We start from the raw sequence: 23,012 nt of genomic DNA on the forward strand, positions 1-23,012 counted from the left end.
CCGCCGCCTTTACATTGTAGATTCGCTCCTTGGCGCTCCGCGATAACGATTGGCTGTGAACCGGGGCCGCGATACGACGGCCTTACGCCTGGCATGGAACGCTACATCCCTGCATCGACCGAGGATCGGATGGGGATCAGGTGGCATCGGACTTCCCCGCGCCGGCGGGACGCCGGCCTTCCGGGTGGAGAGCGCTCATGGCGGTGGTCGTGACAGCGGTGCTCGCCGTGGCGAGCTGCTCCCCCGGGGGCACCACGGGTGACAGGCGACCGCCCGGGCAGGCGACCGCCCCCGCCCCGCAGGCCACCGCCGGCGCGATCGCCGAGCCGCCGCCCGTGGACGCCGGCTGGCCGCGCTGGGGCTTCACCCACACCGGCGTCAGCGCCAACAACGTCAGCCCGGACTTCGAGCGGACGGTGGCCGGGACGCTGGCCCGCACCCCGATGCTGCAGAACCAGCACATCATGGGCTTCGGCGCGCTCAACCCCGAGCCGCGCCGCGGCGAGTTCTTCTGGGAGGACCTCGACAGCCGGCTCGACCTGATGCGGGAGTCGGGCGCGATCCCGGTCATCACGCTGTGCTGCGCCCCCGACTGGATGAAGGGCGGCCCCGAGGGCCCCACCGAGGAGTCGGCGTGGAAGCAGCACCTGGAGGACGCCCCGTACCCGGAGCACTACGACGACTTCGCCCGGCTCGCCGCCGCCGTCGCCACCCGCTACACCGACGTGAAGTACTTCATGGTCTGGAACGAGCTCAAGGGCTTCTGGAAGGACCACTCCAAGCCGGCCGACTTCAAGGGCTACACCGAGCTCTACAACAAGGTGTACGCGGCGGTGAAGGCGGCCCGGCCGGACGCCCAGGTCGGCGGGCCGTACATCGGGTTCGACAGCGACGCCGAGGGCTCGTCGGAGCTGCGCGGCCCCTGGGGCGTGGTCAACCAGAACGCCCTGGACGCCTTCGCGTACTGGTTCGAGCACAAGAAGGGCGCCGACTTCGTCGTCGTGGACGGCGCCTCCCCCACCGAGGCCCACGAGCTGCGGCCGGACGAGTTCGGCGCCCTGGGCAAGTTCGGCGCGGTCACCGCGTGGCTGCGGAAGCGGACCGGCGACCTGCCCGTCTGGTGGTCGGAGTGGTACTTCGTGCCGGAGGACGGCACCACCTGGGACGAGCCCAAGCGGCTGGCGGTGCAGGCCGTCTCGATGATGGAGCTCGCGCGCGGCGGCGCCGCCACCGCCCTGTACTGGAACCCGCAGGCCAAGGAGGGCCCCTGCGTGGGCTGCATGTGGGCTCCCGGCACGGGCGAGCCGCGGCCCAGCGGGACGCTGGTCACCGAGTTCGCCCGCTGGTTCCCGGCGGGGGCCGAGCTGGAGGCCGTCGCCTCCTCCGATCCCCGGATCCGCGTGCTGGCGCAGCCGCGCGAACTGCTCATGGTCAACACGGCCGACGCGCCGGTCTCCGCGACCGTGGACGGCCGCCAGGTCACGCTCCAGCCGTACGAGATCAAGTGGAGCGGCCGCTGACGCCCACCCGAGGAGAAGTGGAGCGGTGGTGGAGCGAGGCGCTGGTCCGGGAATTGCTGAGCTGAATGTACGAGTACGAGGCGGTTTCCGGGGTCCGCCCTGGGGAAGCACCAAGGTGTCGGGGTGCGTTCAGGACCCCGGCGAGACCCGCAGCTGACTGACTGGAGCGTGCAGCGTGGCGGTCACCGGCATCATCTCCGCCCTCATCATCGGGCTTGTCATCGGAATTCTCGGGCGGCTCGTCGTACCGGGACGCCAGAGCATCCCCATCTGGCTCACCATCGTGATCGGCATCGTCGCGGCGCTCATCGGCACCGCCATCGCCGGCGCGCTGGGCGTCGCCTCGACCAAGGGGATCGACTGGATCGAACTGATCATCCAGGTCGTGCTCGCCGCCCTCGGCGTGGCCCTGGCCGCGGGGGTGTACGCCAAGCGCCACGCGTAGCCGCGCCCGACGCCTGGTTCACGCGCCGGTGACGTCCCGGACGGGCAGGATCACCGCCGACGGGCGCTCGGGATCGTGGTGGACGGCCTGGTCGGCGGCCCGGAGGGTGGTGGCCGTGGCGTGCGGCTCGCCCGTGCCGGGGTTGCGGGCGTAGCGGGGGAAGGCGCCGCTGGAGACCTGGACCCGGATGCGGTGGCCGCGCCGGAAGCGGTGCGCGGCCGGCCAGAGGCGCACGTCGGCGAAGGGCAGGCTGGAGCGGAACCAGATCTCGGCGCCGACGTCGCCGACCACCTCGACGTCCGCGTCGAGCACCTCGGTGGTGTAGGTGAGCACGTCCGCGCGGGCCTCCAGGGCGGTGTTGTCGACGCGGCCGCCGCCGGACATGCGCACGCCGCCGGCCGCGGGCGTCGGGTCCGCCGGGTCGTAGCGGTACCGGTCAGGCTCCGACTCCGGCGGCGGCCCGGCGGACAGGCCGCCGTCCGGCTGGAGGTGGAGGCGCCGCCCGGGACAGCCGTCCGGCGGCCAGGAGGAGAAGTCCCGCCACGTCTCCTCGCCCGTCACGTACAGCCGGACGGGCGCGCGTTCGGCTGGCTGCTCGCCGCGCGCGTGGGCGAGCCCGAACTCGACCGCCTCGATCACGGCCGCGTTCGTGAACGTCGCGTGCGTCCACGGCCCGACGGTCAGCCGGGCCGGCCTGCCCGCCTCCTGGAGGGCGCGGAAGTCGCGGAGCTGGCCGGGCAGGAAGATGTCGTACCAGCCGGCGATCGAGCTGACCGGCACGCTCGTCGCGGCCACCCGGTGCCGGTGGTCGAGGCCGGTCCAGCGCGGGTCGCCGGCGGGGCGGGCGAGGATGTCCTGGATGTAGGCCGAGCGCCGGCCGACGGCGATTGCGTCGGCCCGGTTCAGCGGGAGCGTGGACAGCGCGCGCCGCACCCTTCGCGCCTGGAACGGCTGGCGCAGCAGCGCGCCGCGGCGTTCCTGGACGGCGACCAGCGCGCCCCAGGCGAACGGCGTCTCCAGCGACAGCCCGTCCTCGCGCAGGAACTCCAGCGTCAGGGCCGACTCGGTCACCTGCGGGATCATCGCCTTGACCTGCGGCGGCAGCCGGTCGGCCACCGCCCACTGAACGTAGCCCATGTAGCTCATGCCGACCAGCACGACGGCGCTGCCGAACCACGGCTGCGCGATCAGCCAGTCCAGCGTCGCCAGGCCGTCCTCGCGCTCCTGCCGCAGCGGGTCGAACGCGCCGCCGGAGCCGAAGCCGCCGCGGGTGCTCTGGACCAGCACCTGGTATCCGCGTTCGGCCAGCGGCCTGGCCATGGCCTGGGCGAGCGGCCCGCGCCTGCCGTACGGGCTGCGGATGAGCGCGGTCGGCAGCGCCTCTGCCCCGGCGCGCGGCGCCCACCGGTCGGCCAGCAGCTCGACGCCGTCGCGCATCGGCACACGCAGGTCCCGCCGGACGACGAGGTCGCGGGTCAGCGGCGGGGGGAGCCGCAGTTTGCGCTCGATGAGGCGGCTGATCAGGTTCACCGCTGCCGCTCCTTGTCGTGGTCTCTCGTGACCGGCTCGGCGGGACGTGTACGTCATGCCGATAGTGGACATCTGTCACTGAGAGATCAAGGCTCACGGAGACGTCGCGCGCGGGAGCGGCGCGCGGGTTAGCATGCGAATGCCTCGTGAGGGCGCGGCTACCTGGTGAAGGGCGGCGCATGGGCGGACCAGGGCTCGATCGTGTGCTCGGATCGCTGCGGTCGCGGCTGGCCGCCTACGAGGACACCGGCGATCCCTCCGGCATCCTCTCCGACGCCGCCACCGAGGAGGCCGCCCTCCTGGTCGACGCGGTACGCGAACACACCGCGTCCGGCGCGGACGGCGCGTGGGACGACGACGCGCTCGCCACGGCCGGACGGCTGCACTGGAAGCGGCATCTCACGACCCCGCCCAGCGACACGGTCCACCACGGGGCGGCGATCCTGCTGTTCGCCCGGCCGTACCGTGCCCGCAGGTCCCTGGTGCCCGAGGTGCTGTGGTCCCAGCTCGCCGAGCACCCGGACGACACGCCCGCGCTCGACCTGGTGAGCACGCCGGCCGAGGAGATCGCCGAGCTGGCCGAGGCGCTGCTCGCCGACGATCCCACGTCGGCGGAGGCACTCATCCCCTACTTACGGGTGGCCGCCGGCATGCTGCCCGCGCGCCATCCCGGCAGGCCGCCCCTGCTCTCGGCCCTCGGGCTGGCCGGCAGTCTGCTCGCCAGGAGCGTCCCGAGCCGCGGCGACGCCCTCGACGTGGCGGTCGAGGCGGCCCGCGAGGCCGCCGCCACCATGGCGGACACCTGGCCGGGCCGCGCCGTCCTGCTGTCCCGGCTCGGCCTGTTCCTGTGGGAACGCCACCAGCGTGACGGCCGCGAGGAGGACCTGACCGATTCCGAGCGCCACAACCGGGCCGCGGTGCTGGCCTGCGGCGACGACGACCCCGCCCGGCCCGGGTGCCTGCACAATCTCGTCCTGGCCCTGATCAGCCGTTACCAGCTCACCGGCGACCCCGCCGTTCTCGACGAGGCCGTCGAGAACGGGCGGGAGGCGGTCCGTTCCTCCCGCCCCGGCCTCCCGGCCGCTCCGCTCCACGCCACCTCGCTGGCCGCCGCGCTCAGGCTGCGCTTCGAGCGCACCGGCGGCGCGGAGGACCTGGCCGAGGCGGAGAAGGTGCTCACGGCCGCACTCGACCTGGCCGGCGAGGACGGCCCGTACCGGTCGCTGGTCCTGACCCGTCTCGGCGAGCCGGCCGAGGTGGACGCCGCCCCTCCGGCGCCGGACGAGCCCCCGCCGGACGAGCCCCCGGCAGTCGAGTCCCCGGCAGTCGAGTCCGCGCCGGTCGAGTCCCCGCCCGGCAGGTCCCGCGTGCCGCCGAGGCGGAGATGGAGGTGGTGGCGTGGCCGCTGAACGCAGGATCGCCCGCCTGCTGTCCCGGGTCGTCAGGAAGAGCGACCCCCATGCGCTGGACGCCGCGATCCGCCTGCTGCGGGACGGCGCCGCCCCCGACTCCCCGGCCGGTCCAGGCTCCGGCGCGCCGGAGGACGCGGCGGAGGACGCCGCGGAAGACGCGGCGGCGGCCGCTGCGGAGAGCGCCGCGGAGGACGCGGCGGAGGTCGCGGCGGAGCGGTTGCGGGGCGCGGCCCGTGAGGCCGACGGGCTCTGCCACGTGGGCGTCGCCTGGCGGGAGCGCGCCTCGCTGCTCACGCACGACCCCGCCGACCTCGACCGGGCGGTGGCGGCGCTCGACGGCGTCCCGGCCGGTCACCCCCGCGCCCGGCGGGAGCTGGCCGCGACCCTCTACCTCCGCCATCAGGCGCGCGGCCACCAAGCCGACCTGGAACGCGCGAGGCGAACCGCGGAGGCCGCCGCCGGTGACAGTGCCGAGGCCCGCGCCGTCCTGGCCACGATCCTGATGGACCTGCCACGGGGACAGGAGGATCTCGACCGGGCCGAGTCGCTGCTGGCCGAGGCGGCGGAGCTGTTACCGCGCTCCCACGCGTGGCGTCCGGGCGTCCTGCGCGACCTGGCGCGACTGCGTGAGCGCCGGTTCGGCCGCACGTGGGACCCGCGGGTGCTCGACGACGCGATCGACGCCTGGCAGGAAGCGGCCGACACCGCGGGCCGCGGCCACGCCGGTCTGGCGCACTACCTCACCGGTGTCGGGCTCGCCCTGCGCAGACGGTACGAGCGGACCGAGAACGTCGCCGACGTCGACCGCGCCGTGAGGGCCCTGCGGAAGGCGCGGAAGGCGGCCGGCCCCCACGACCCCCACCGGGCGCTCCACGCCGGCAATCTCGGCACCGCCCACCAGGACCGGTACCGCTTCACGCGGGAGCGCGCGGACCTCGACCGGGCGATCGAGCTGCACGAGGAGGCGCTGGCCGAGCGCGACGACGACCCCCTCCACCTGGCCAACCTCGGCAACGCCCTGCGACTGCGCAGCGACGCCGAGGCCGGCGCCGCCGACCTGGCCAGGTCGTTGGAGCTGCAGGAACGGGCGGTCGCCCTCGATCCCGGCGGCGGGAGTCCTCGCGTGCTCAACGCGCTGGCCCACACGCTGCGGCTGCGCCACCGGCTGGAGGACGACCGCCGGGACCTCGTCAGGGCGGCCGGCCTCCACGAGCGGGCCCTGGCCGCGACCCCCGAGGGGCACCCCGACCACGCGGTGTTCCTCTTCGACCTCGCGTCCGCTCTGCGCCTCCTCCTGGCGTCCCCGGAGGACGGCGAGTCCGACGCGCGGGAGTCCGACGCACAGGGGGCCTTCGGGCAGGAGTCCGACGCGCGAGACGCCGGGCAGCTGGATCGCGCGGTCGGCGTCCACGAACGGCTGGCCGCCGCCGTGCCGGAGGGCACACCCGAGCACGTCGGCGCCCTGGGCTGGCTGGCGCAGATCCTCCTCATCCGCTACGAGACGTCCGGCGAGGACCGCGACCTGGCCCGCGCCGCCGAGGCCGTGCGCACGGCCGGGACCTCCTCCCCCGGCCCCGGCCACCAGCGCGAGCTGGCCGCGCTGGACCGGCGGATCCGGCTGCACGAGGCGAAGGTGCGCATGCACGAGGTCGCGCCGGTCCCGGGCGACGACCGGCGGGCCGTCGTGTTCACCGGCACGCACGGCGGCCGGACCCGGTACCTCGTGGCCGTCTCGCCCGCCGACCGGCCGCTGACGCTGGTGGCGATCGGCGAGCGGCCCGACGCCGCGTTCTTCGTCGACATCTGGGACCAGATCAGGACCGGCGCCGACTTCGTCATCCTGACCGAGCCCAGGAAGGACGCCGGAGCCGGCCACCTGGCGATCAGCTACCCGCTGCCGGACCGTGACGATCCCCCCACCGTCGAGGAACTGGCCGCCGAGGCGCTCGCGGCCACGCGACGGCCGCCCGAGATGCGCGGGCCGTACCAGGTGGGGTGGACCGCTCTGGCGGCGTTCGTCATCTCGGGGCATTTCGCGTGGGGACTGCGCAGGCTCGGCGTGGTGACATCGCACCCGGACCAGTGGATGCGAGAGGCCGAGGAGGACGACGGCGACCTGCTCCAACTGTTCCACACCTGGCTCTACGACACCGACGACCGCGTGACGCGATGGGTCAACGACAGCCCGCTGCCCGTGCACGACCGGATCACGGTGCCGGAACCGCTGGCGTCGGCCGGCCCGGCCGCGCTGGCCCCGTCGGAGTTCGGCCGCGCCGTGCTCACCATGGCCACCACGTACCGGCAGGGGGACCTCGTCTACCGCTGGGTCAGGCCGGGCAGGTTGCTGGCGCACGCCGTCCATTCCCGCATGGACGAGCACGAGCCGTGGAGCGCCGGCGAGACGAGCGACTGGCCGCCCGCCGAGGAAGTCGTCGCCACCCGGGACGAGGCGTGGGAGTGGAAGCAGCAGTGGTACGCGGGCAACTACCTGAACGACACCCGCGCGGCCGTCGACGAGGGCCGGCTCGTCGACGCCTTCCACGCCTTCAGCCTGCACGTCCGGCTCGTCAGGCCCGCCTCCGCCGAGGACGCCCTGCCAAGCCTGTACGGCGGGAACACGCTGGCGGAGGCCCTTCGCGAGCACGGTCACCACGACCTGTGCGCGTGGGTGGCGGACGAGTGCGCCGCGCTGGCCGGACGCTGCGGCATGGCCGGCCTGCGGCGGGAGTTCCTGCGCAGCGCCGCGATCGCCGTGGAGGGACAGGGGCTGCTGGACGAGGCCCTGCACCGCTACGACCTGGCCCTGGCCACCGATCCCGGCAACGCGCCGGCGCTCTCCCCGGACGCGCACTACGGCATCGACGACACGCGGCTCGCCGTCACCGACCGCAACCTGCACCTCGACTACGTCACCACCAGCATCAGCCTGCTGGCCGACCACGAGCCGGAGGGACTCTTCCGCCCCTTCCACCTCCCCGGCGAACCACCCGAGCCGGGACCGCGCCGCCCGCCGGACGGGCTCGACCGGCGGGCCGCCGCCCTCGTGGCCACCGCGCGCGCCCACCTGGACGAGGCGGAACGGCTCCTGCTGGCCGAGCCGGAGGAGAGCGACGCGTGGGCGAGACTGGCGTGCCGGGTGTACCGGCTGCGGATCCGCGACCTCCTGGGCGAGCACGCCGAGGCGGCGGAGGGCTTCGACCTGCTGGTCGAGGATCCCGGGCTGCGCGCTCACGAGAGGCTGCTGGCCAGCGTGCGGGTGTACCGGGCCGCCGCGCTGCGCAAGCTCGCCGACGGCGACGAGAGCTGGGCCGCGCGCTACGACGCCTGCCTGGAGGAGGCGGAGACCGGGGAGGGGGTGTGGCCGGAGGACCGCGCCTGCGTCCTGAAGGTGCTCAAGGCCGACCGGCTCACCGACCAGGGGGAGCTCGCCGAGGCGTTCGACTGGGCGGTCGACGCGCTGCACCTGCAGCTCTCGGCGGAGCGGCGCCGGGTCGCCGTGCCCGCCCCGGGCGTGGCGCACGCGGGCTGGATGGCGATCGACGTGCCGGCCCGGCTGAACGAGCTGTGGCGCCGCATGGGGCACGCCTGGGGCGAGACCCCTGACACGCGGCTGTACTTCCGGGCCTGCTTCTCGGCGGTGGAGAGCGCCAAGAGCCGGTGGTTCCGCCGGGAGCTGCGCGGCGGGTTGCGGCCGCTGCCCGACGGGGGCGTGGAGTACGAGCCGACGACGTACCCGGAGGAGAGGGTGGACGAGCTGCTCCTGCGGACCTCGCGCCTGGTCCGTGACCGTCCACGACGGGACGACGGCGACGACCGGGGGGACCGGGGCGACCGGGGGGACCAGGGGGACCGGGAGGCTCGGGGGGACCGGGAGCCTCGGGAGGACCGGTACGGTGAGCCGCAGGCCGTGGGCGACGCCTTCCCCGAGGGCCACACCGCCGACCTGCGCCGCCACCTGCCGGACGGCACCGCGCTCCTGTCGTTCTACGTGACCGCCGACCACACGTACCTGACCTGCCTCACCCCCGAGCACACAGCCGCCCTGCGGCTGCCCCTCCCGGCCCGCACGCTCAACCGCGCCGTGCTGGCCCTGCAGGCGGGCTTCTCGGGGACGGGCCTGTACGGCAGGATCGACCCCGAACGCCCCTACGACCTGGACGAACGGCTGATCGAGCCGGTCCGGGCGCTGGCCTGGCACCTGCATCCGCTGACGCCGCTGCTGCGCGACGCCCCGCTCGTGCTCGTCGCGCCGCACCGCGCGTGGCACAACATCCCCGTCCACGCGCTGCTGCTGCCCCAGGTGTGGGAGACGGGGCGCTGCCCGGCCTGGTCGTACGTGCCGAGCCTCGGGGTGGCCGAGGACCTGTTCCGGCGGGCGGCGCGGCGGCCGGGACGGGTGGAGAGGGCGGCCGTGCTGAGCGTGCCCGGCGGCGAGGAGGAGCAGGAGACGTTCCGGACGTGCCACGACCGGATCGCGGGACTGTTGCGGGGGGCGGCGGGGCGGGCCGAGGAGGTGTTCGGCGGCGACGCCACGCCGGAGGAGGCGATCTCCACGGCGACGCGCACCGACCTGCTGCACGTCCTGGCCCACGGCTCGCACCGGGAGGGCGCCGAGGTGATGGACTCGGGGCTGGCGCTGGCGGGCGGGGCGCTGTCCGGCTCGGCGCTGATGTCCGGCTCCTTGGGGGCGGCGCATCTGACGTTCCAGGCGTGCTCGGTCGGCCGCGTCGTCACCTCCGTCAGCGACGACGTCTGGGGGCCGACCAGGGCGGCGCTGCTGAACGGGGCCGACAGCGTCCTCGCGCCCATGTGGGACGTGGACCTGGAGTCGTCCACCCGGCTGCTGGAGAACTTCTACACGCGGTGGCTCACCGGCGGTCAGAGCAAGGCGCAGGCCTTCGCCGAGGCGCAGCGCGACGTCTGGCGGGCGGCCGACGGCCGGGAGGCGTGGAGGCACATGTACCACTGGGCGGCGTTCAAGCTGACGGGAGTATGAGGGATGACGACGGACAACGGGACGGCCCTGGAGGACCTCAGCGAGGCTCAGCTCGCGCAGGTGCTCCAGCATCTGGTCAGCCGGTTCGACACCGAGGAGCCGGCCATCACCGCCGAGGAGGTCGCGGAGCGGCTGGCCCGCGACCGGGCGTTCCTGCTGGAGGCCGCCGGGTCCCTGGCGGAGGGCGCGGGGTCCTCGCCGGAGGGCGGCGACGGCGCCCTGCCGGGGGCCGCCGCGTCGGGCGGCGCGTCGGGCGGGACGTCCGGCGGGACGTCGGGCGGGACGTCCGGCGGGACGTCGGGCGGGACGTCGGGTGGGGCGTCGGGCGGCGCGTCGGGTGGGGCGTCGGGCGGCGCGTCGGGTGGCGCGTCGGGTGGCGCGTCGGGTGGGGCGTCGGGCGGCGCGGAGTCGCGGCGCGGCGACCTGGTCGAGCTGGCCGGGCTGCTCGCCGAGACCTCCACGGAGGCCCGGGAGGCGGTCGAGGAGGCCGCGGACCGGGTGCGCCGATCGCGGACGCTGCCGGTGTCGGACGTGGCCATGGACATCCTGGTGATCGCCGCCTCGGCGGCGGTGCTGCGGCCCCAGATCACGCTGCGCAAGGTCAAGAAGGGCGAGAACACCGAGTTCGACCTCAAGGTGAGCGCGGGCGGCGGCGGCAAGGGCGTGAGCGGGGTGCTGGACTGGGTGACGCGCTTCCTCGGACCCGGCCAGGGCGGCGCCCCCTGACCGGGAGAGACCGATCACCTGGATCCCCGGGCGACTCGCCGTGCCCCCGCTTGACGCCGACGAGCCGCTCTGACGGGTGGGGTCAGGCGCGGCGTACGGCGTCCACCGCCTCAGGTTCGACGCCCTCCACCGGCTGGTCGGCCGGCCTGCGGCCCTGCGCGCGACGCCACGTCTCGAAGGCGGCCGTGCTCGCGGCGATCACCGCCATCCCCAGCACCACCCCGGCGACGACATCGCTGACCCAGTGGACGCCCAGCGCGACCCGCGTGTACGCCACCGACACCACCAGGAACAGCGCCACTCCCCACGCGGTCCACCGTCCCCGCCCGGACAGCCGCGGCAGCAGGGCCAGGACGAACACGCCCGCGCCGAGCGTGACGTTGAGCGCGTGCCCCGAGGGGAACGCCTCGCCGGAGGCCAGGGCGACCGGCTCGGGCAGGATCGGTCGGGCCCGGTCCACGAGGATCTTGAGCCCGGCGCCGAGCAGCCCGCCCACGGCCATGGTCGTGACCGCCCAGAGGGCGAGCCTGGGCGCGCCCCGGCGCAGCAGCCATCCGGCGAGGACGGCGACCGCGATCCGCCACGACCACGGGCCGAACACGTTCGTCCAGACGATGAGCGCGTCGGTCACCACCGGGTCGGTCAGCGCGTACCGGTGCAGAGTGGCGGTCGCTCCCGCGTCCAGGTCGTTGAGCGGCATCCTGGCCACGACGAGCAGCGGGAGGAACGCGATCACCAGGAGCGCGCCCGCCATGCAGGTGACGGTCAGCCGCAGTCCCCGACCGCGGTCACGGTCGAGGCGGGCTTCCATCCACCGCCGGGCGAGCCTCCGGCGCCGCTCCTCCTCCATCGGCATCCGTACTGGCTACCCGCCTGTCGGCCGATCATCCACGACGCCGATCATCCACGACGTCGATCGCCTTCGACGTCCGCCACCAGGCCGCCCGTGTGTCAGAGCGCTGTCATCCGTTGTCACCTGTCATCTGTCATCTGGTGGCTGTCATCGGGACGGCGACACCAGGCCGGCGTCATAGGCGGCGATGACGAGCTGGACCCGGTCGCGGGCGCCCAGCTTGGCCAGCAGGCTCGCCACGTGCGCCTTGGCGGTGCCGGGGCTGATGTGCAGACTCGCCGCGATCTCGGCGTTGGACAGGCCGCGTCCGACGAGGGTCAGCACCTCGTGCTCGCGCTCCGTGACGCCGGCCAGCTCGCGCGGGCGCCGGACGGCGGCGGGCCGGGCCGCGAACTCCTCGATGAGGCGGCGGGTGACGCCGGGCGCGATGAGCGCGTCCCCGGCGGCGACCACGCGGACGGCGGTCAGGATGTCGTCCAGCGCCATGTCCTTGACGAGGAACCCGCTGGCCCCGGCCCGCAGCGCGGCGTAGACGTTGTCGTCGTCGTCGAAGGTGGTGAGGATGACGACCCGCGTCGCGGGCGGCCCCGAGGTGATCATCTGGGTGGCCTCGATGCCGTCCATGCCGGGCATGCGGATGTCCATCAGCACCACGTCGGGACGCAACTCCCTGGCCAGCCGTACGGCCTGGGCGCCGGTACCGGCCTCCCCCACCACGTGCGCGTCGGCCGTGCCTTCGAGGACCGTGCGCAGGCCGGCGCGCACGAGCGGCTGGTCGTCCGCGAGCACGACCCGGATCGCCGTCTCCGTGCCCACCGCTACCTCCCGGACCGTTTCTTTCTGACCCGCCGGTTCCTCCTGGCCGGTCATGGGGTCCGCTCCGGGATCGGCGGCGGTACGGTCTCCCGCCCGGGTAAGGGGCGGCGCCACGGCGGAGGCGTGGACCGTACGTTCGCGCGGTGCGGCAGAGGGAGGCGGGGCGGGTCCTGGAGCACGCGGTCGATCGTAGCCACCGCCCACCGGCCGGGCATCGGCCCCGGGGCGTACGCCTGCGGGCAGACTTCCCACGCCTTGAGCTGCCCGGACGCCAGGACCTCCGCGCGAGGCGACGACCGGACGCTTCCAAGGTCGAGGGGCACAGCGGTCGAGAGGCCGGCGGCTGACATCTCTCCAGCACGATCTACGACCATCCGGAGCCAAGCGCCGTGCGCACTGCCACTCGAGGCACGCGGCGTGCGCGCAATGTGCAGACCTACCAGGGCAGCGTGCGCTCCTCGACCGGCCGCCAGGGACCACGCAGACGCAGTGATCATGGCGACTTCCAGGCCGGGACCACGACACAGGGCCACGGCACGGGGCTATGGCAGCCCCAAGCCGGCGGTCATGTCACGGGGCTACGGTGGCCCACAGGCCGGAGACCATGACGCGGAGCTATGGCCGCCCGCAGCCAGGAGACCACGACACGGAGCTATGGCGTCCGCAAGCAGGAGGCCACGACACGGCGGTCCACAAACCGGGACCACAACGCGGCGCCAGGGCGGCCCACAGGCCGGTACCACGACACGGCGCCACGGCCGCCCACAAGCCGGAAACCACGACACGGCGCCACGGCCGCCCACAAACCGGGACCACGACACGAGGGATCCCGGCATCTCACCCCCAGGGCGCTCGGTCGGCCGTCAGCCCGTGTGGTCGGCCGCCCAGGCGTCGAGGCCCTCCTCCGTGAGGACGCGATCGAGCGCGATGGCCGCCGCCCCGTGCAAGGCGCCGTCGTCGCCGAGCGTGGCGGCCACCACGGGCGGCGGGTCCGCGCGGCGGAACCGCATCAACCCGTCGGTCAGCGCCGTGGCGAACTCCTCGGCGGCCGCGGCGCGCAGCGGCTCGGCGAAGCCGCCCAGCGTGACGATGCCGGGATCGAGCGCGTTGATCAGCCCCGCGATCCCCCGCCCGAACCCGCTCGCCGCGCGCCCGACGGCCGACCGCACCGCCGCGTCCTCCTCCGCCCTGACCAGCGCCGCCTGCGCGTAACTGCGCGGGTCCCGGGGTGGCGGCTCGCCCAGGTGACGGGCGATGGCGCGGCCGTCCACGGCCAGGTCCCAGCAGCCCCGGGCACCGCAGGGACAGCGCAGCGCGGGGTCGCCGAGCGGGAGGTGCCCGAACTCGCCCCCGGCTCCGGTCGCCCCCTCGATCGGCAGTCCGTCCACGACCAGAGTCCCGCCCACGCCGACCTCGATCGTGACGTGCAGCGCCGTACCGGCCCCGGCTGCGGCGCCGTAGCGGGCCTCGGCCGCACCCGCGAGCGTGGCGTCGTTGCCCACGAGCAGCGGCAGGTTCGGGGCCGGAGCCAGTCCTGTGAGGTCCACCGCGTCCCAACCCAGGGTGGCCGACTGCACGACCGCGCCGTGCCGTACGGCTGCGGCGGCCGCCACCGCCACGGCCCGCACGCGCCCGCCGAGCCGGTCGTGGACGCGGCGCACCGCCTCGCCGACCGCGGCGACCACCTTGGCCGGGTGCCGGCTCCCGTGCCGGCCCTCCTCGCTGACGCGGGGCCTGCCGTCGATCTCCGCGACGGCGCACCGCCAGTCCTCCTGGCGGAGGTCGACGGCGATGACGACCGGGCCGTCGGGGTGCGAGTGGAGCACGGTCGTGGGGCGTCCCCGTCCGGTGGCGGCGGCCGGGGTCTCGGAGAGCAGCGCCAGCTCGCGCAGCCGGGCGGTGATCTCGGTGGCCGACCCGGTGGACAGCGCCAGCCGCCGGGCCACGTCCGCCCTGGTGACGCCGGGCCGGTGGCGCATCTCCTCCAGGACGGCGAGGGCGCCGCGCCAGCGGGCATCGCGGGCGCGTACGGACCTGGCCCGGCCTGCGGGGCTTGCCATGGGTGTGGTCGCCTCCTTTATGCTCGTCGCACGAGTTTAACGGGAGGAGCCCCCTGTGCGGCGACAACGGCTGGATCTCGAAACGCTCCCCACGATTTTTCCGGATGTGTCGGCCTCAGGCCGCCTCCCCACCCACAGCGGCGCGCCGCGACGCGGCCTCCCTCTGTGGGCCCGATGATCCCCCGCCGCGCCCGCGACCAGCCGGGCGCAGGTCAGGACGACACGACCAGGCCGGACAGGCGGCTCCCGTCCGAGGATTCCCACGCGGAGGCGACACATCCCGCCGTACCGACCTCCGAGATGTTCCAGGAGGCGTTCGAGGAGTTTCGGGCGGTACTCCCTGACGGCGCGGCCCCACTTGGCACGGCCGAGACACCGGAGCGCGAGGCAGAGGACGCGGACTCGACCCGGGTCGGGAGGGAAGAGGCGGGCGCGGCCCAGGTCGGAACCGAAGGCGCAGACGCAGCCCGGGTCGGGGCGGAAGACGCAGACACAGCCCAAGCCGGAACCGAAGACGCAGACGCGGCCCAAGTCGAGGCCGAAGACACAGATGCAGCCCGAGCCAGGACCAAAGACGCAGACGCAGACGCAGCCCGGGTCGGGGCGGAAGACGCGGACGCGGTCCAGGTCGGGGCGGCCGCGAGGCAAGAGCCGGGGACTGGGGAAGGCGAGGCGACCCGAGAACGGCAGGGCGCGGGAGCGCGGCTGGTGGCCAGGCAGGTCGCGTTCGCGCAGGTGGCGCTCGGGTTCATGGTGAACAGCCTCGGTGCGTGCCTGGTGCTGCTGGCCCGTGACCTGGAGACGCCGGCGGGCGAGCTGGCGTGGCTGGCGTCGTCGTTCGGTGCCGGTCTGCTGGTCGTGGGCGCCGTGGGACGCTGGGCGCTCGGGTACGGGCCTCGACGGGCGATGCTGGGCTCCGCCCTGGTCGCCGCCGCCGGGGCCACGCTGCTCGCCACCGCGCCCGTCGCCCCGCCCGCGGCTGCCGGGGCGCTGCTGCTCGGCCTGGGCGCAGCCGGGCTCGTCCTCGTGATCCCCGCCTTGCTCCGCGGGCCGGACGCGGCGGCGCGACTGACCCGGGCCAACGCCGCCGGGAGCGTCAGCGCCCTGCTCGGGCCGCTCGCCATCGGCGCCCTCGACACGCCCGCCGTGAACGGGCGGCTCGCGCTCCTGCTGGCCGTTCCGCCTCTGCTGCTCCTCGCGGCCGACACTCTCAGGGGCACCCCGGCGATCGAGGACGCGGCCACCACAGGCACCGCACGCCTGGCTTCCCGGCGCCGGGCTTCACGACGCCAAGCTCGTGAACGCCGGCCGCGTGGGGAGAACCGGACCGGTGAAGGGCACCAGGCCGGTGGAGGGCACCAGGCCGGTGGAGGGCACCAGACTGGCGAGGACAACCGGACCGGTGAAGGGCATCAGACCGGCGAGGACAACCGGACCGGTGGACGGCACCAGGCCGGCGAGGACAACCGGACCGGTCGGGGACGCCAGGCCGATGGGGGGCACCGCACCGGTGCGGAGAACCCGACCGGCGCGCAGAATCGAGCCGGTGCGCAGAATCGAGGCGGCGCGGACAACCGAATCAGCGGGCAGAACCGAACCGGTGTGGAGCCGGCTGGGGGCGGCCGGAGTGCGGGTTCGTTGCGGTGGCGGGTCGCCGGGAGGTGGGGGGCCATCGTGGTGGGCGTGTCCATGGAGTTCTGCTTCTCGATCTGGGCCACCGCCCGCCTTCAGGCCGCGGGGTTGCCGGCGGGCGCCGCCGCGGCTACCGCCACCGCGTTCCTGGTCGGCATGGCGGCCGGCCGGCTGGTGGCGCCGCGGCTGATCGCCCGCCACCTGCCGGTCGTCCCCCTGGGGTGCGGCCTCGCGGCGGCCGGGACGCTGGCGGTGGCCCTCGCCGACGCGCCGCTGCCGGTCGCCGCGGGGCTCGCGGTGGCCGGGGTGGGCATCGCGCCGTTCTACCCGGTGACGCTCGCCCGGCTGGTGCAGGTGCCGGGGCTCGCGGCGGCGCGTTCGGCGGCGTACGGAGCGCTCGCCTCCGGCACCGCGATCCTGGCCGCCCCGGCGGTGCTCGCCGAGTTGGGCGGCGCGCTCGACCTGCGGACGGCGTACCTGGTCACGGTGCTGCCCCTGGCGGCCGTGCTGGCCGCCGCGACCCTGCCCGCCTGGATCCGCCGCAGGTCGGACGCCGGGTGAGCCTCGTCCGCGCGTGAACCCCCGCCCGGCCGGATCCGTGTAAGGGACAGGACCGCCTGCGGGGGAAGGGGGTCTTCATGGACGCGAACAGGCGCCGGACGCTCGCGGCCGCCGCCGCCGCGACGGTGCTGCTGGGCCTGCCGGGATGCGGCCACGCCGTCACCCCGTCCGGGGCCACCGCGAGCCAGGCGCAGCCCCGAACCCCGGCCCCGGCTCCGGCTCCGGCTCAAGCCACGACGCCCCAGGCCGGACCGCGGGCCCAGACCCGGGCCCAGGCTCGGGCTCAGGCCCAGGAACAGGCCCGGACTCGGGTTCGGGCTCAGGTCACCGCGGCGCCCGAGGTCAGGCCCACCAGGGTCGGTGTGACCATGGACGAGTACTCCTTCTCACTCCCCTGGCACGACCTCACCGCCGGCACCTACACCTTCCTGCTGAGCAACGCCGGCACCGCGCCCCACGCCATGGCCGTGGACGGCCCCGGCATCCCCGGCGTCAGGCAGTCCGAGACGATCATGCCGGGGCAGCGGACCAGCCTCACCGTCACCCTCCGGCCGGGGCGTTACGAGGTGTGGTGCCCGGTGGACGACCACCGCGACCTCGGCATGGACACCGCGGTCATCGTCCGCTGACACCGGACCCGGCACCGGTCACCCAGGCGGTCGTGTCGGGCGGCAGCGCACCGCCCTCCACCGGCCCGCTGGACAGCAGCAGCTCCCCCGGCGGGAGCGGCACCGCGACGGGACCGAGGTTGGTCACGCACACCAGGCCCGACTCGCGGCGGAAGGCCAGCACGCCGGCCTCCGACGGCAGCCAGGTCAGCGTGCCGTCGCCGAGCAGCTCCCGCCGCAGACGCAGCGCCGAGCGGTAGAGGGTCAGCATCGAGTCGAGGTCGGCGAGCTGCGCCTGCGCCGTGAGCTTGCGCCAGCCCTCCGGCTGCGGCAACCACGGCGGAGCGGGCCGCGGCGCGGACGAACCAGGACCGCCAGAGCCGGAGCCGGAGCCGGAGGCGAAGCCGAACGGCGGCTCCTCCCCCGCCCAGGGCAGCGGCACGCGGCAGCCGTCGCGCCCCCGGTTGGCGCCGCCCGACCGGGCGAACATCGGATCCTGGCGGACCTCGTCCGGCAGGTCCTCCACCTCCGGCAGGCCGAGCTCCTCTCCCTGGTAGACGTACACGCCGCCGGGCAGCGCCATCGCCAGCAGCGCCGCCGCCCGGGCCCGGCGCCGCCCCAGCTCCAGGTCCGAGGGGCTGCCGTGCAGCCGGCCGCCGTGCTGGAAACCGGTGTCGGCCCGGCCGTAGCGGGTCACGGGGCGGGTGACGTCGTGGTTGGACAGCACCCACGTCGGCGGCGCGCCGATCGGCAGGTGCGTGGCCAGGGTCAGATCGATGACCCGGCGCAGCTCGGCCGGGTCCCAGGGGCAGGACAGGAAGTCGAAGTTGAAGGCCGTGTGCAGCTCGTCGGGGCGCAGGTAGCGGGCGAAGCGCTCCTGGTCGGGCAGCCACACCTCGCCGATCAGCACCCGGTCGCCGCGCTCGTCGCCGTACTCGTCGGCGATCTCGCGCCAGCGCCGGTAGACGTCGTGCACGCCGTCCAGGTCCTCGTACGCGTCGTCCGACTTGAACAGCAGCGCGGCCGAGTCGACGCGGAACCCGTCGACGCCCCGGTCGAACCAGAAGCGCAGCACGTCCTCGAACTCGCGGTGCACCTCCGGGTTGTCCCAGTTGAGGTCGGGCTGCTCCGGGGCGAACAGGTGCAGGTACCACTGCCCGTCGGGCACCTGGGTCCACGCCGGCCCGCCGAAGATCGACGACCAGCCGTTCGGCTCGTCACGGAACCAGAACCGGTCCCTGACCCGCGGGTCGGCCAGCGCCTCCTGGAACCAGGCGCTGGCGGTGGAGCTGTGGTTCGGCACGACGTCGATGATGACCTTGATGCCGTGCTCGTGCGCCTCGGCGATGAACGCCTCCGCCTCGGCCAGGGTGCCGAAGACGGGCTCGATGTCCCGGTAGTCGGCCACGTCGTAGCCGCCGTCCGCCATCGGCGACGGGTACCACGGGTTGAGCCAGACGGCGTCGATCCCGAGGTCCTTGAGGTATCCGAGACGGGAGCGCAGCCCGGCCAGGTCCCCGCAGCCGTCGCCGTTGCCGTCGGCGAAACTGCGCAGGTACACCTGGTAGATCGCGGCCCCCCGCCACCACGTACGCGACATGCTCATCCTTTGATGCTTCCGGCGGTCAGGCCCGCCATGATGTGCCGTTGGAAGAAGAAGAACACGACGACCGTCGGGATCCCGGCGATCACCAGCCCGGCCATGATCGCGTTCTGCGAGACCGCTCCGGCGGTCTGCGACAGGCCGACGCTGATCGTCATCCTGTCGCTGTCCGTCATGACCAGCAGCGGCCAGACGAAATCCTTGAACGAGGTGACGATCGTGAAGATGGAGACCACGCCGAGGATGGGACGCGAAACCGGCAGGATCACCGACCACAGCACCCGCAGCGGCCCGGCGCCGTCGATGAGCGCCGCCTCGACGAGCTCCTTCGGTATGGAGTCGAAGAAGCGCTTGAGCAGGAAGATGTTGAACCCGTTGGCCGCCGCCGGCAGCCACAGGCCCCACGGGTCGTTGAGCAGCCCGAGGTCGGAGACCGTGACGTACAGCGGGATCAGCACCACCATCGGCGGCACCATCAGCGTCGCCAGCATCGCGCCGAGGACGACGTTGCCGAGCGCGGGCCGCAGCTTCGACAGGGCGTACGCGGCGCTCACGTCCACCGCCATCGTGACCAGCCAGCCGCCCAGCGCGTAGAAGGCGGTGTTGCGCAGCAGCAGCCCGATGTCGAACAGCTCCCACGCCTCGGCGAAGGCGTCCAGCGTGGGAGCCTGCGGCACGAGGGTGGGCGGCATCCGGGCGAGCTCCTCGCCGGACTTCATCGCGCCGGTGACCATCCAGTACAGCGGGAAGACGAACGCGAGCGTGGAGAAGGTCAGCACCGTGAGCAGGACGGCCCAGTAGATCCGCCGCCCCCACCGGCTGTTGAGCTGGTGCGGCGAGACGATGGTGCGGAAGCGCACCTCGATCGGCCTGGGCCGGCCCCGCTCGCGGGCGCGGCGGGCGGACGCGCGGGCGCCGACGGAGATCATGCCGTCACCTCGCGGTCGTCCCGGGTGAGCCGGAGCTGGAACGCGGCGAAGACCAGCAGCGCGAGCATGAGCATCATGCCCAGCGCCCCGGCCTGGCCGTAGCCGTCGCCGTAGGTGAAGGCGAACTGGTACATCAGGTACGCGACCGTGACGGTGGCGTTCTCCGGTCCGCCGCCGGTCAGCATGTACGGCTCGATGAACACCTGCATGGTGGCCACGATCTGCAGCATCAGCATGAGCAGCAGGATGAGCCGGGTCTGCGGGATCGTGACGTGCCGGATCCGGGCGAGGATGCCCGCCCCGTCGAGCTCGGCCGCCTCGTACAGCTCGGACGGGATGTTCTGCAGCGCCGCCAGATAGATGAGCGTGGCGCTGCCCATGTTCATCCACGTCGAGACGATGACCAGCGAGATCAGCGCCGTGGAGGAGGAGTCGAGCCAGGCCAGGCCGGGCAGGTGGAACAGGCCGAGGATCTGGTTGAACAGCCCGGGGCCCGGGTCGAAGAACCACCGGAACAGCAGCACGGCGACGATGGGCGGCAGCATGACCGGCAGGTAGACGACGAAGCGCAGGTAGCCCTGGGCGTGCCGCAGCTCGTTGAGCACCAGCGCGGTGGCGAACGGCACGACGTAGCCGCAGATCAGCGCGAGCACCGTGAACGCCACGGTGTTCAGCCACGCCGTGCCGAACGCCGGGTCCCGGACGACGGCCGCGAAGTTGTCCAGGCCCGCCCACTCGGGCGGGTCCACCAGGTTGGTCCGCTGGAAGCTCAGCACGAACTCCCTGACCATGGGGTACCAGGCGAACACCGCGAAGCAGGCCAGCGCCGCGCACAGGAACCCGTAGGCCGTGAGGTTGCGTTTCAGGACGCGCACGCGGTCAGCCCTTGGCGGCCAGCAGCGCGTTGGCCTTGGCCTCCGCGTCGGCGAGCAGCTTGCCCGGGTCGGCGTCCTGGCGGCTGAGCGTCCCGGACATCACCACGTCGAGGATCGCGTACAGCTCCTGGGCGTGCGCGGGCTCGGCCTTGGGCGGCACGGTGGCGGCGGCCCGCACGTACGGCGCGTAGTTCCGCACGGGGAGGGTGGCGTTCTTCTCCCGCTCGGCCTGGATGGCCTTGCCGGTGGCCGAGTCGCCGTAGACGTCGTTGTCGGGGACGCCGACGGGGTTGCCGAGGGTCTTGCCGCGGGCGAAGTCGAAGCGGCCCTTGCCGACGGTGTTGTAGCGGAAGTCGAGCCACTGGAGGGCGGCCTTGGCCTGTTCGGGGGTCGCCTTCGGGTTGATCATGAACGCCTCGCCGCCGCTCAGCGACGCCTTGGCCTCGGGGAAGCCGGTGATGCCGTAGTCGGCGACGTTGCCCTTGAACTTGTTGACCACGTCGGTGACCACGTCGGGGGCGCCGAGCATCATGCCGACCTTGCCGCTGCCCATCGCCATCATCAGCGATTCCCAGCCGACCAGCAGCCGGCTGCCCATGCTGTTGTCGCTCCAGCGCATGTCGTGCAGGGTCTGGAGCACGGCCTTGCCCTCGGGCGAGTTGAAGGCGGCCTTCTTGCCGTCGTCGGTGAGGACGGCGCCGCCGCGGCCGTACAGGGCCTGGGTGAAGTGCCAGCCGCCGGTGTTGCCGCCGGAGTACTCGCCGTAGCCGACGTAGCCGGGGCCGAGCGCGGCGATCTTCCTGGCGGCCTCGCGGATCTCCGCCCACGTCGCGGGCGGGGTCTCGGGGTCGAGGCCGGCCTGGGTGAACAGCTTGCGGTTGTAGACGAGGCCGACGCCGTAGTGGACGTTCGGGACGCCGTACACCTTGCCGTCCCTGGTGACCAGCTCGCGGACGTCGGCGCGCAGGTCGTTCCAGTTCTTGATCTCGCGGGTGTACGCGGAGACGTCCATGGCCTGGCCCTTGCCGATCACGTCGGCGTAGGTGGTCACCGGCACCACGAACGCGGTCTCCATCTGGCCGCCCGCCAGCTTCGGCCCGAACGTCTTGGGGTCGAAGCACGGCTGCTGGTCGGTGCTCTTCACCGTCACACCGGGATGCGCCTTCATGAACGCGGCGACGTCGTCGTCCCAGGCCGCGCGCTCCTTGGGCGCGGACCTCGCGGGCTGGCACGCCACCGTGATCGTCACCGCGGCCCCTCCCGGCGCGGGCGTGCCGGACTCGCTCGCCCCGCAGGCGGTGGCGGAGAGGCCGAGGACGGTGACGAGTAAGAGCCCTGTGGTTCTCTGCATGGGTTCGACCCTTCTGGTGCGAGGTGCCCACACCATAGGATCGCGAGCCGTGATCTGCAATATCTCGATGAACTATTGCAAGATAACGACTGGATTACGCACGAACGCGGGCGGTCGAGGCTCGCACCACCAGTTCGGGTTCGTACAGCAGCTCGTCGGCGGGGACCACGGCCTTGTCGATCTGCGCGACCAGCAGGTCCACGGCCGCCCGGCCCATGGCGTCGATCGGCTGGCGCACGGTGGTGAGCGGGGGGTCGGTGCAGTTCATCAGCGCGGAGTCGTCGAAGCCGATGACCGAGACGTCGCCGGGGACGGACATCCCGGCGCGCCGCACGGCCCGGACCGTGCCCAGCGCCAGCAGGTCGCTGGCGCAGATCACGCCGGTGACGCCGCGCGCCACCAGCCGGGCGGCCGCCGCGTGGCCGCCCTCCAGCGCGAACATCGTGTGCTCGACCAGCTCCGGGTCGCCGCCGTTCGCCCGGAACGTCTCCAGCTTGCGCCGCGACGGGACGTGGTCCTTCGGGCCGAGCACCATGCCGACGCGCTCGTGGCCGAGCGCCCGCAGGTGGGCCAGGGCGATCTCGGCGGCCACGACGTCGTCGCAGGAGACCTGCGGGAAGTCGAGGCGCTCCACCGCCGCGTTCACGAGGACCGTGGGCAGGCCGCGCTCGTGCAGCAGCTCGTAGTGCCCGTGGGCCGCGTCGGCCTGGGCGTACAGGCCGCCGGCGAAGACCACGCCGCTGACCTGCTGCTGGAGCAGCAGGTGGACGTAGTCGGCCTCGGAGACGCCGCCGACCGTGCGCGTGCACAGCACGGCGGTGAACCCCTGCTGGGCCAGCGCCCCGCCCACGACCTCGGCGAACGCCGGGAAGATCGGGTTCTGCAGCTCGGGCAGCACCAGGCCCACCAGCCGGGCCCGGTCGCCGCGCAACTGCGTGGGCCGCTCGTAGCCGAGGACGTCGAGCGCGGTCAGCACGGCCTCGCGGGTGGCGTCGGACACGCCCGGCTTGCCGTTGAGCACGCGGCTCACGGTCGCCTCGCTCACCCCGACCTTCTTGGCCACCTCGGCCAGTCGTCGCGTCATGCGCAAACTAT

Annotated in this window: 16 protein-coding genes; 7 read left to right on the plus strand and 9 right to left on the minus strand. The window is 73.9% G+C overall.

Annotated features, from left to right (window positions below; genetic code table 11):
- Positions 1-197: 197 nt before the first annotated feature.
- Together HTZ77_RS10135 and HTZ77_RS10140 are read left to right on the plus strand one after the other, a co-directional pair.
- Positions 198-1,520, plus strand: a complete 1,323-nt coding sequence (locus tag HTZ77_RS10135; RefSeq protein WP_175589256.1) for a GH39 family glycosyl hydrolase — start codon at positions 198-200, stop codon at positions 1,518-1,520.
- Between the two features lie 175 nt (positions 1,521-1,695).
- Positions 1,696-1,965, plus strand: coding sequence for a GlsB/YeaQ/YmgE family stress response membrane protein (locus HTZ77_RS10140; RefSeq protein ID WP_175589257.1), 270 nt, complete (start codon positions 1,696-1,698; stop codon positions 1,963-1,965).
- Positions 1,966-1,983: 18 nt separating this feature from the next.
- Here HTZ77_RS10140 and HTZ77_RS10145 read toward each other — a convergent pair whose 3' ends face one another.
- A complete protein-coding gene (locus HTZ77_RS10145) occupies positions 1,984-3,495 on the minus strand; it encodes a CocE/NonD family hydrolase (protein ID WP_175589258.1) in 1,512 nt (503 codons plus the stop codon).
- Between the two features lie 179 nt (positions 3,496-3,674).
- Here HTZ77_RS10145 and HTZ77_RS10150 point away from each other — a divergent pair, with 179 nt between their 5' ends.
- From HTZ77_RS10150 to HTZ77_RS10160, 3 genes are read left to right on the plus strand one after another with little or no spacing between them, the layout of a single operon-like run.
- Positions 3,675-4,904: a hypothetical protein gene (locus HTZ77_RS10150; RefSeq protein WP_205302476.1), complete on the plus strand. Its 1,230-nt coding sequence runs from the start codon at positions 3,675-3,677 to the stop codon at positions 4,902-4,904.
- On the plus strand, positions 4,894-9,903 hold the full coding sequence (locus tag HTZ77_RS48135) for a CHAT domain-containing protein (RefSeq protein WP_175589260.1): 5,010 nt from the start codon (positions 4,894-4,896) through the stop codon (positions 9,901-9,903). Before HTZ77_RS10150 ends, HTZ77_RS48135 begins: the two co-directional genes overlap by 11 nt.
- 3 nt (positions 9,904-9,906) lie before the next feature.
- Positions 9,907-10,629: a hypothetical protein gene (locus HTZ77_RS10160; protein WP_175589261.1), complete on the plus strand. Its 723-nt coding sequence runs from the start codon at positions 9,907-9,909 to the stop codon at positions 10,627-10,629.
- 82 nt (positions 10,630-10,711) lie between these two features.
- On the opposite strand, the gene HTZ77_RS10165 is transcribed toward HTZ77_RS10160, so the two are convergent.
- The 3 genes from HTZ77_RS10165 to HTZ77_RS10175 all read right to left on the minus strand — a co-directional run bounded on the left by HTZ77_RS10165 (position 10,712) and on the right by HTZ77_RS10175 (position 14,358).
- Positions 10,712-11,485 (minus strand): phosphatase PAP2 family protein, encoded by a 774-nt coding sequence (locus HTZ77_RS10165; protein WP_235994534.1) that lies wholly within the window; start codon positions 11,483-11,485, stop codon positions 10,712-10,714.
- Positions 11,486-11,629: 144 nt separating this feature from the next.
- On the minus strand, positions 11,630-12,298 hold the full coding sequence (locus tag HTZ77_RS10170; RefSeq protein ID WP_328808510.1) for a response regulator transcription factor: 669 nt from the start codon (positions 12,296-12,298) through the stop codon (positions 11,630-11,632).
- Between the two features lie 863 nt (positions 12,299-13,161).
- A complete protein-coding gene (locus tag HTZ77_RS10175) occupies positions 13,162-14,358 on the minus strand; it encodes an ROK family transcriptional regulator (RefSeq protein ID WP_175589263.1) in 1,197 nt (398 codons plus the stop codon).
- 708 nt (positions 14,359-15,066) lie between these two features.
- Between HTZ77_RS10175 and HTZ77_RS10180 the strand changes: the two genes are divergently transcribed.
- The gene (locus HTZ77_RS10180) at positions 15,067-16,551 is read left to right on the plus strand and encodes an MFS transporter (RefSeq protein ID WP_175589264.1); all 1,485 of its coding nucleotides are present in this window, start codon (positions 15,067-15,069) and stop codon (positions 16,549-16,551) included.
- Between the two features lie 77 nt (positions 16,552-16,628).
- Positions 16,629-17,180 carry a cupredoxin domain-containing protein gene (locus HTZ77_RS10185; protein ID WP_175589265.1) on the plus strand — a complete coding sequence of 184 codons (552 nt, stop codon included), beginning with the start codon at positions 16,629-16,631 and terminating at the stop codon, positions 17,178-17,180.
- Here the strand turns inward: HTZ77_RS10185 and HTZ77_RS10190 are convergent.
- The 5 genes from HTZ77_RS10190 to HTZ77_RS10210 all read right to left on the minus strand — a co-directional run bounded on the left by HTZ77_RS10190 (position 17,167) and on the right by HTZ77_RS10210 (position 23,001).
- The gene (locus HTZ77_RS10190) at positions 17,167-18,759 is read right to left on the minus strand and encodes a glycoside hydrolase family 13 protein (protein WP_175589266.1); all 1,593 of its coding nucleotides are present in this window, start codon (positions 18,757-18,759) and stop codon (positions 17,167-17,169) included. The two genes, HTZ77_RS10185 and HTZ77_RS10190, sit on opposite strands and share 14 nt — an antisense overlap.
- A 2-nt stretch (positions 18,760-18,761) precedes the next feature.
- On the minus strand, positions 18,762-19,691 hold the full coding sequence (locus tag HTZ77_RS10195; protein WP_175589267.1) for a carbohydrate ABC transporter permease: 930 nt from the start codon (positions 19,689-19,691) through the stop codon (positions 18,762-18,764).
- Complete coding sequence (locus tag HTZ77_RS10200; RefSeq protein ID WP_175589268.1) at positions 19,688-20,566, minus strand: carbohydrate ABC transporter permease; 879 nt, start codon at positions 20,564-20,566, stop codon at positions 19,688-19,690. The genes HTZ77_RS10195 and HTZ77_RS10200 overlap by 4 nt, the downstream gene beginning before the upstream one ends.
- A gap of 4 nt (positions 20,567-20,570) precedes the next feature.
- A complete protein-coding gene (locus HTZ77_RS10205) occupies positions 20,571-21,917 on the minus strand; it encodes an ABC transporter substrate-binding protein (RefSeq protein ID WP_175589269.1) in 1,347 nt (448 codons plus the stop codon).
- A 94-nt stretch (positions 21,918-22,011) separates the two neighbouring features.
- Entirely contained in the window at positions 22,012-23,001 is a 990-nt protein-coding gene (locus HTZ77_RS10210) for a LacI family DNA-binding transcriptional regulator (RefSeq protein ID WP_175589270.1), read from the minus strand.
- Positions 23,002-23,012: the final 11 nt, after the last annotated feature.

Source organism: Nonomuraea montanisoli (assembly GCF_013363975.1).
Classification (GTDB): Bacteria; Actinomycetota; Actinomycetes; order Streptosporangiales; family Streptosporangiaceae; genus Nonomuraea; species Nonomuraea montanisoli.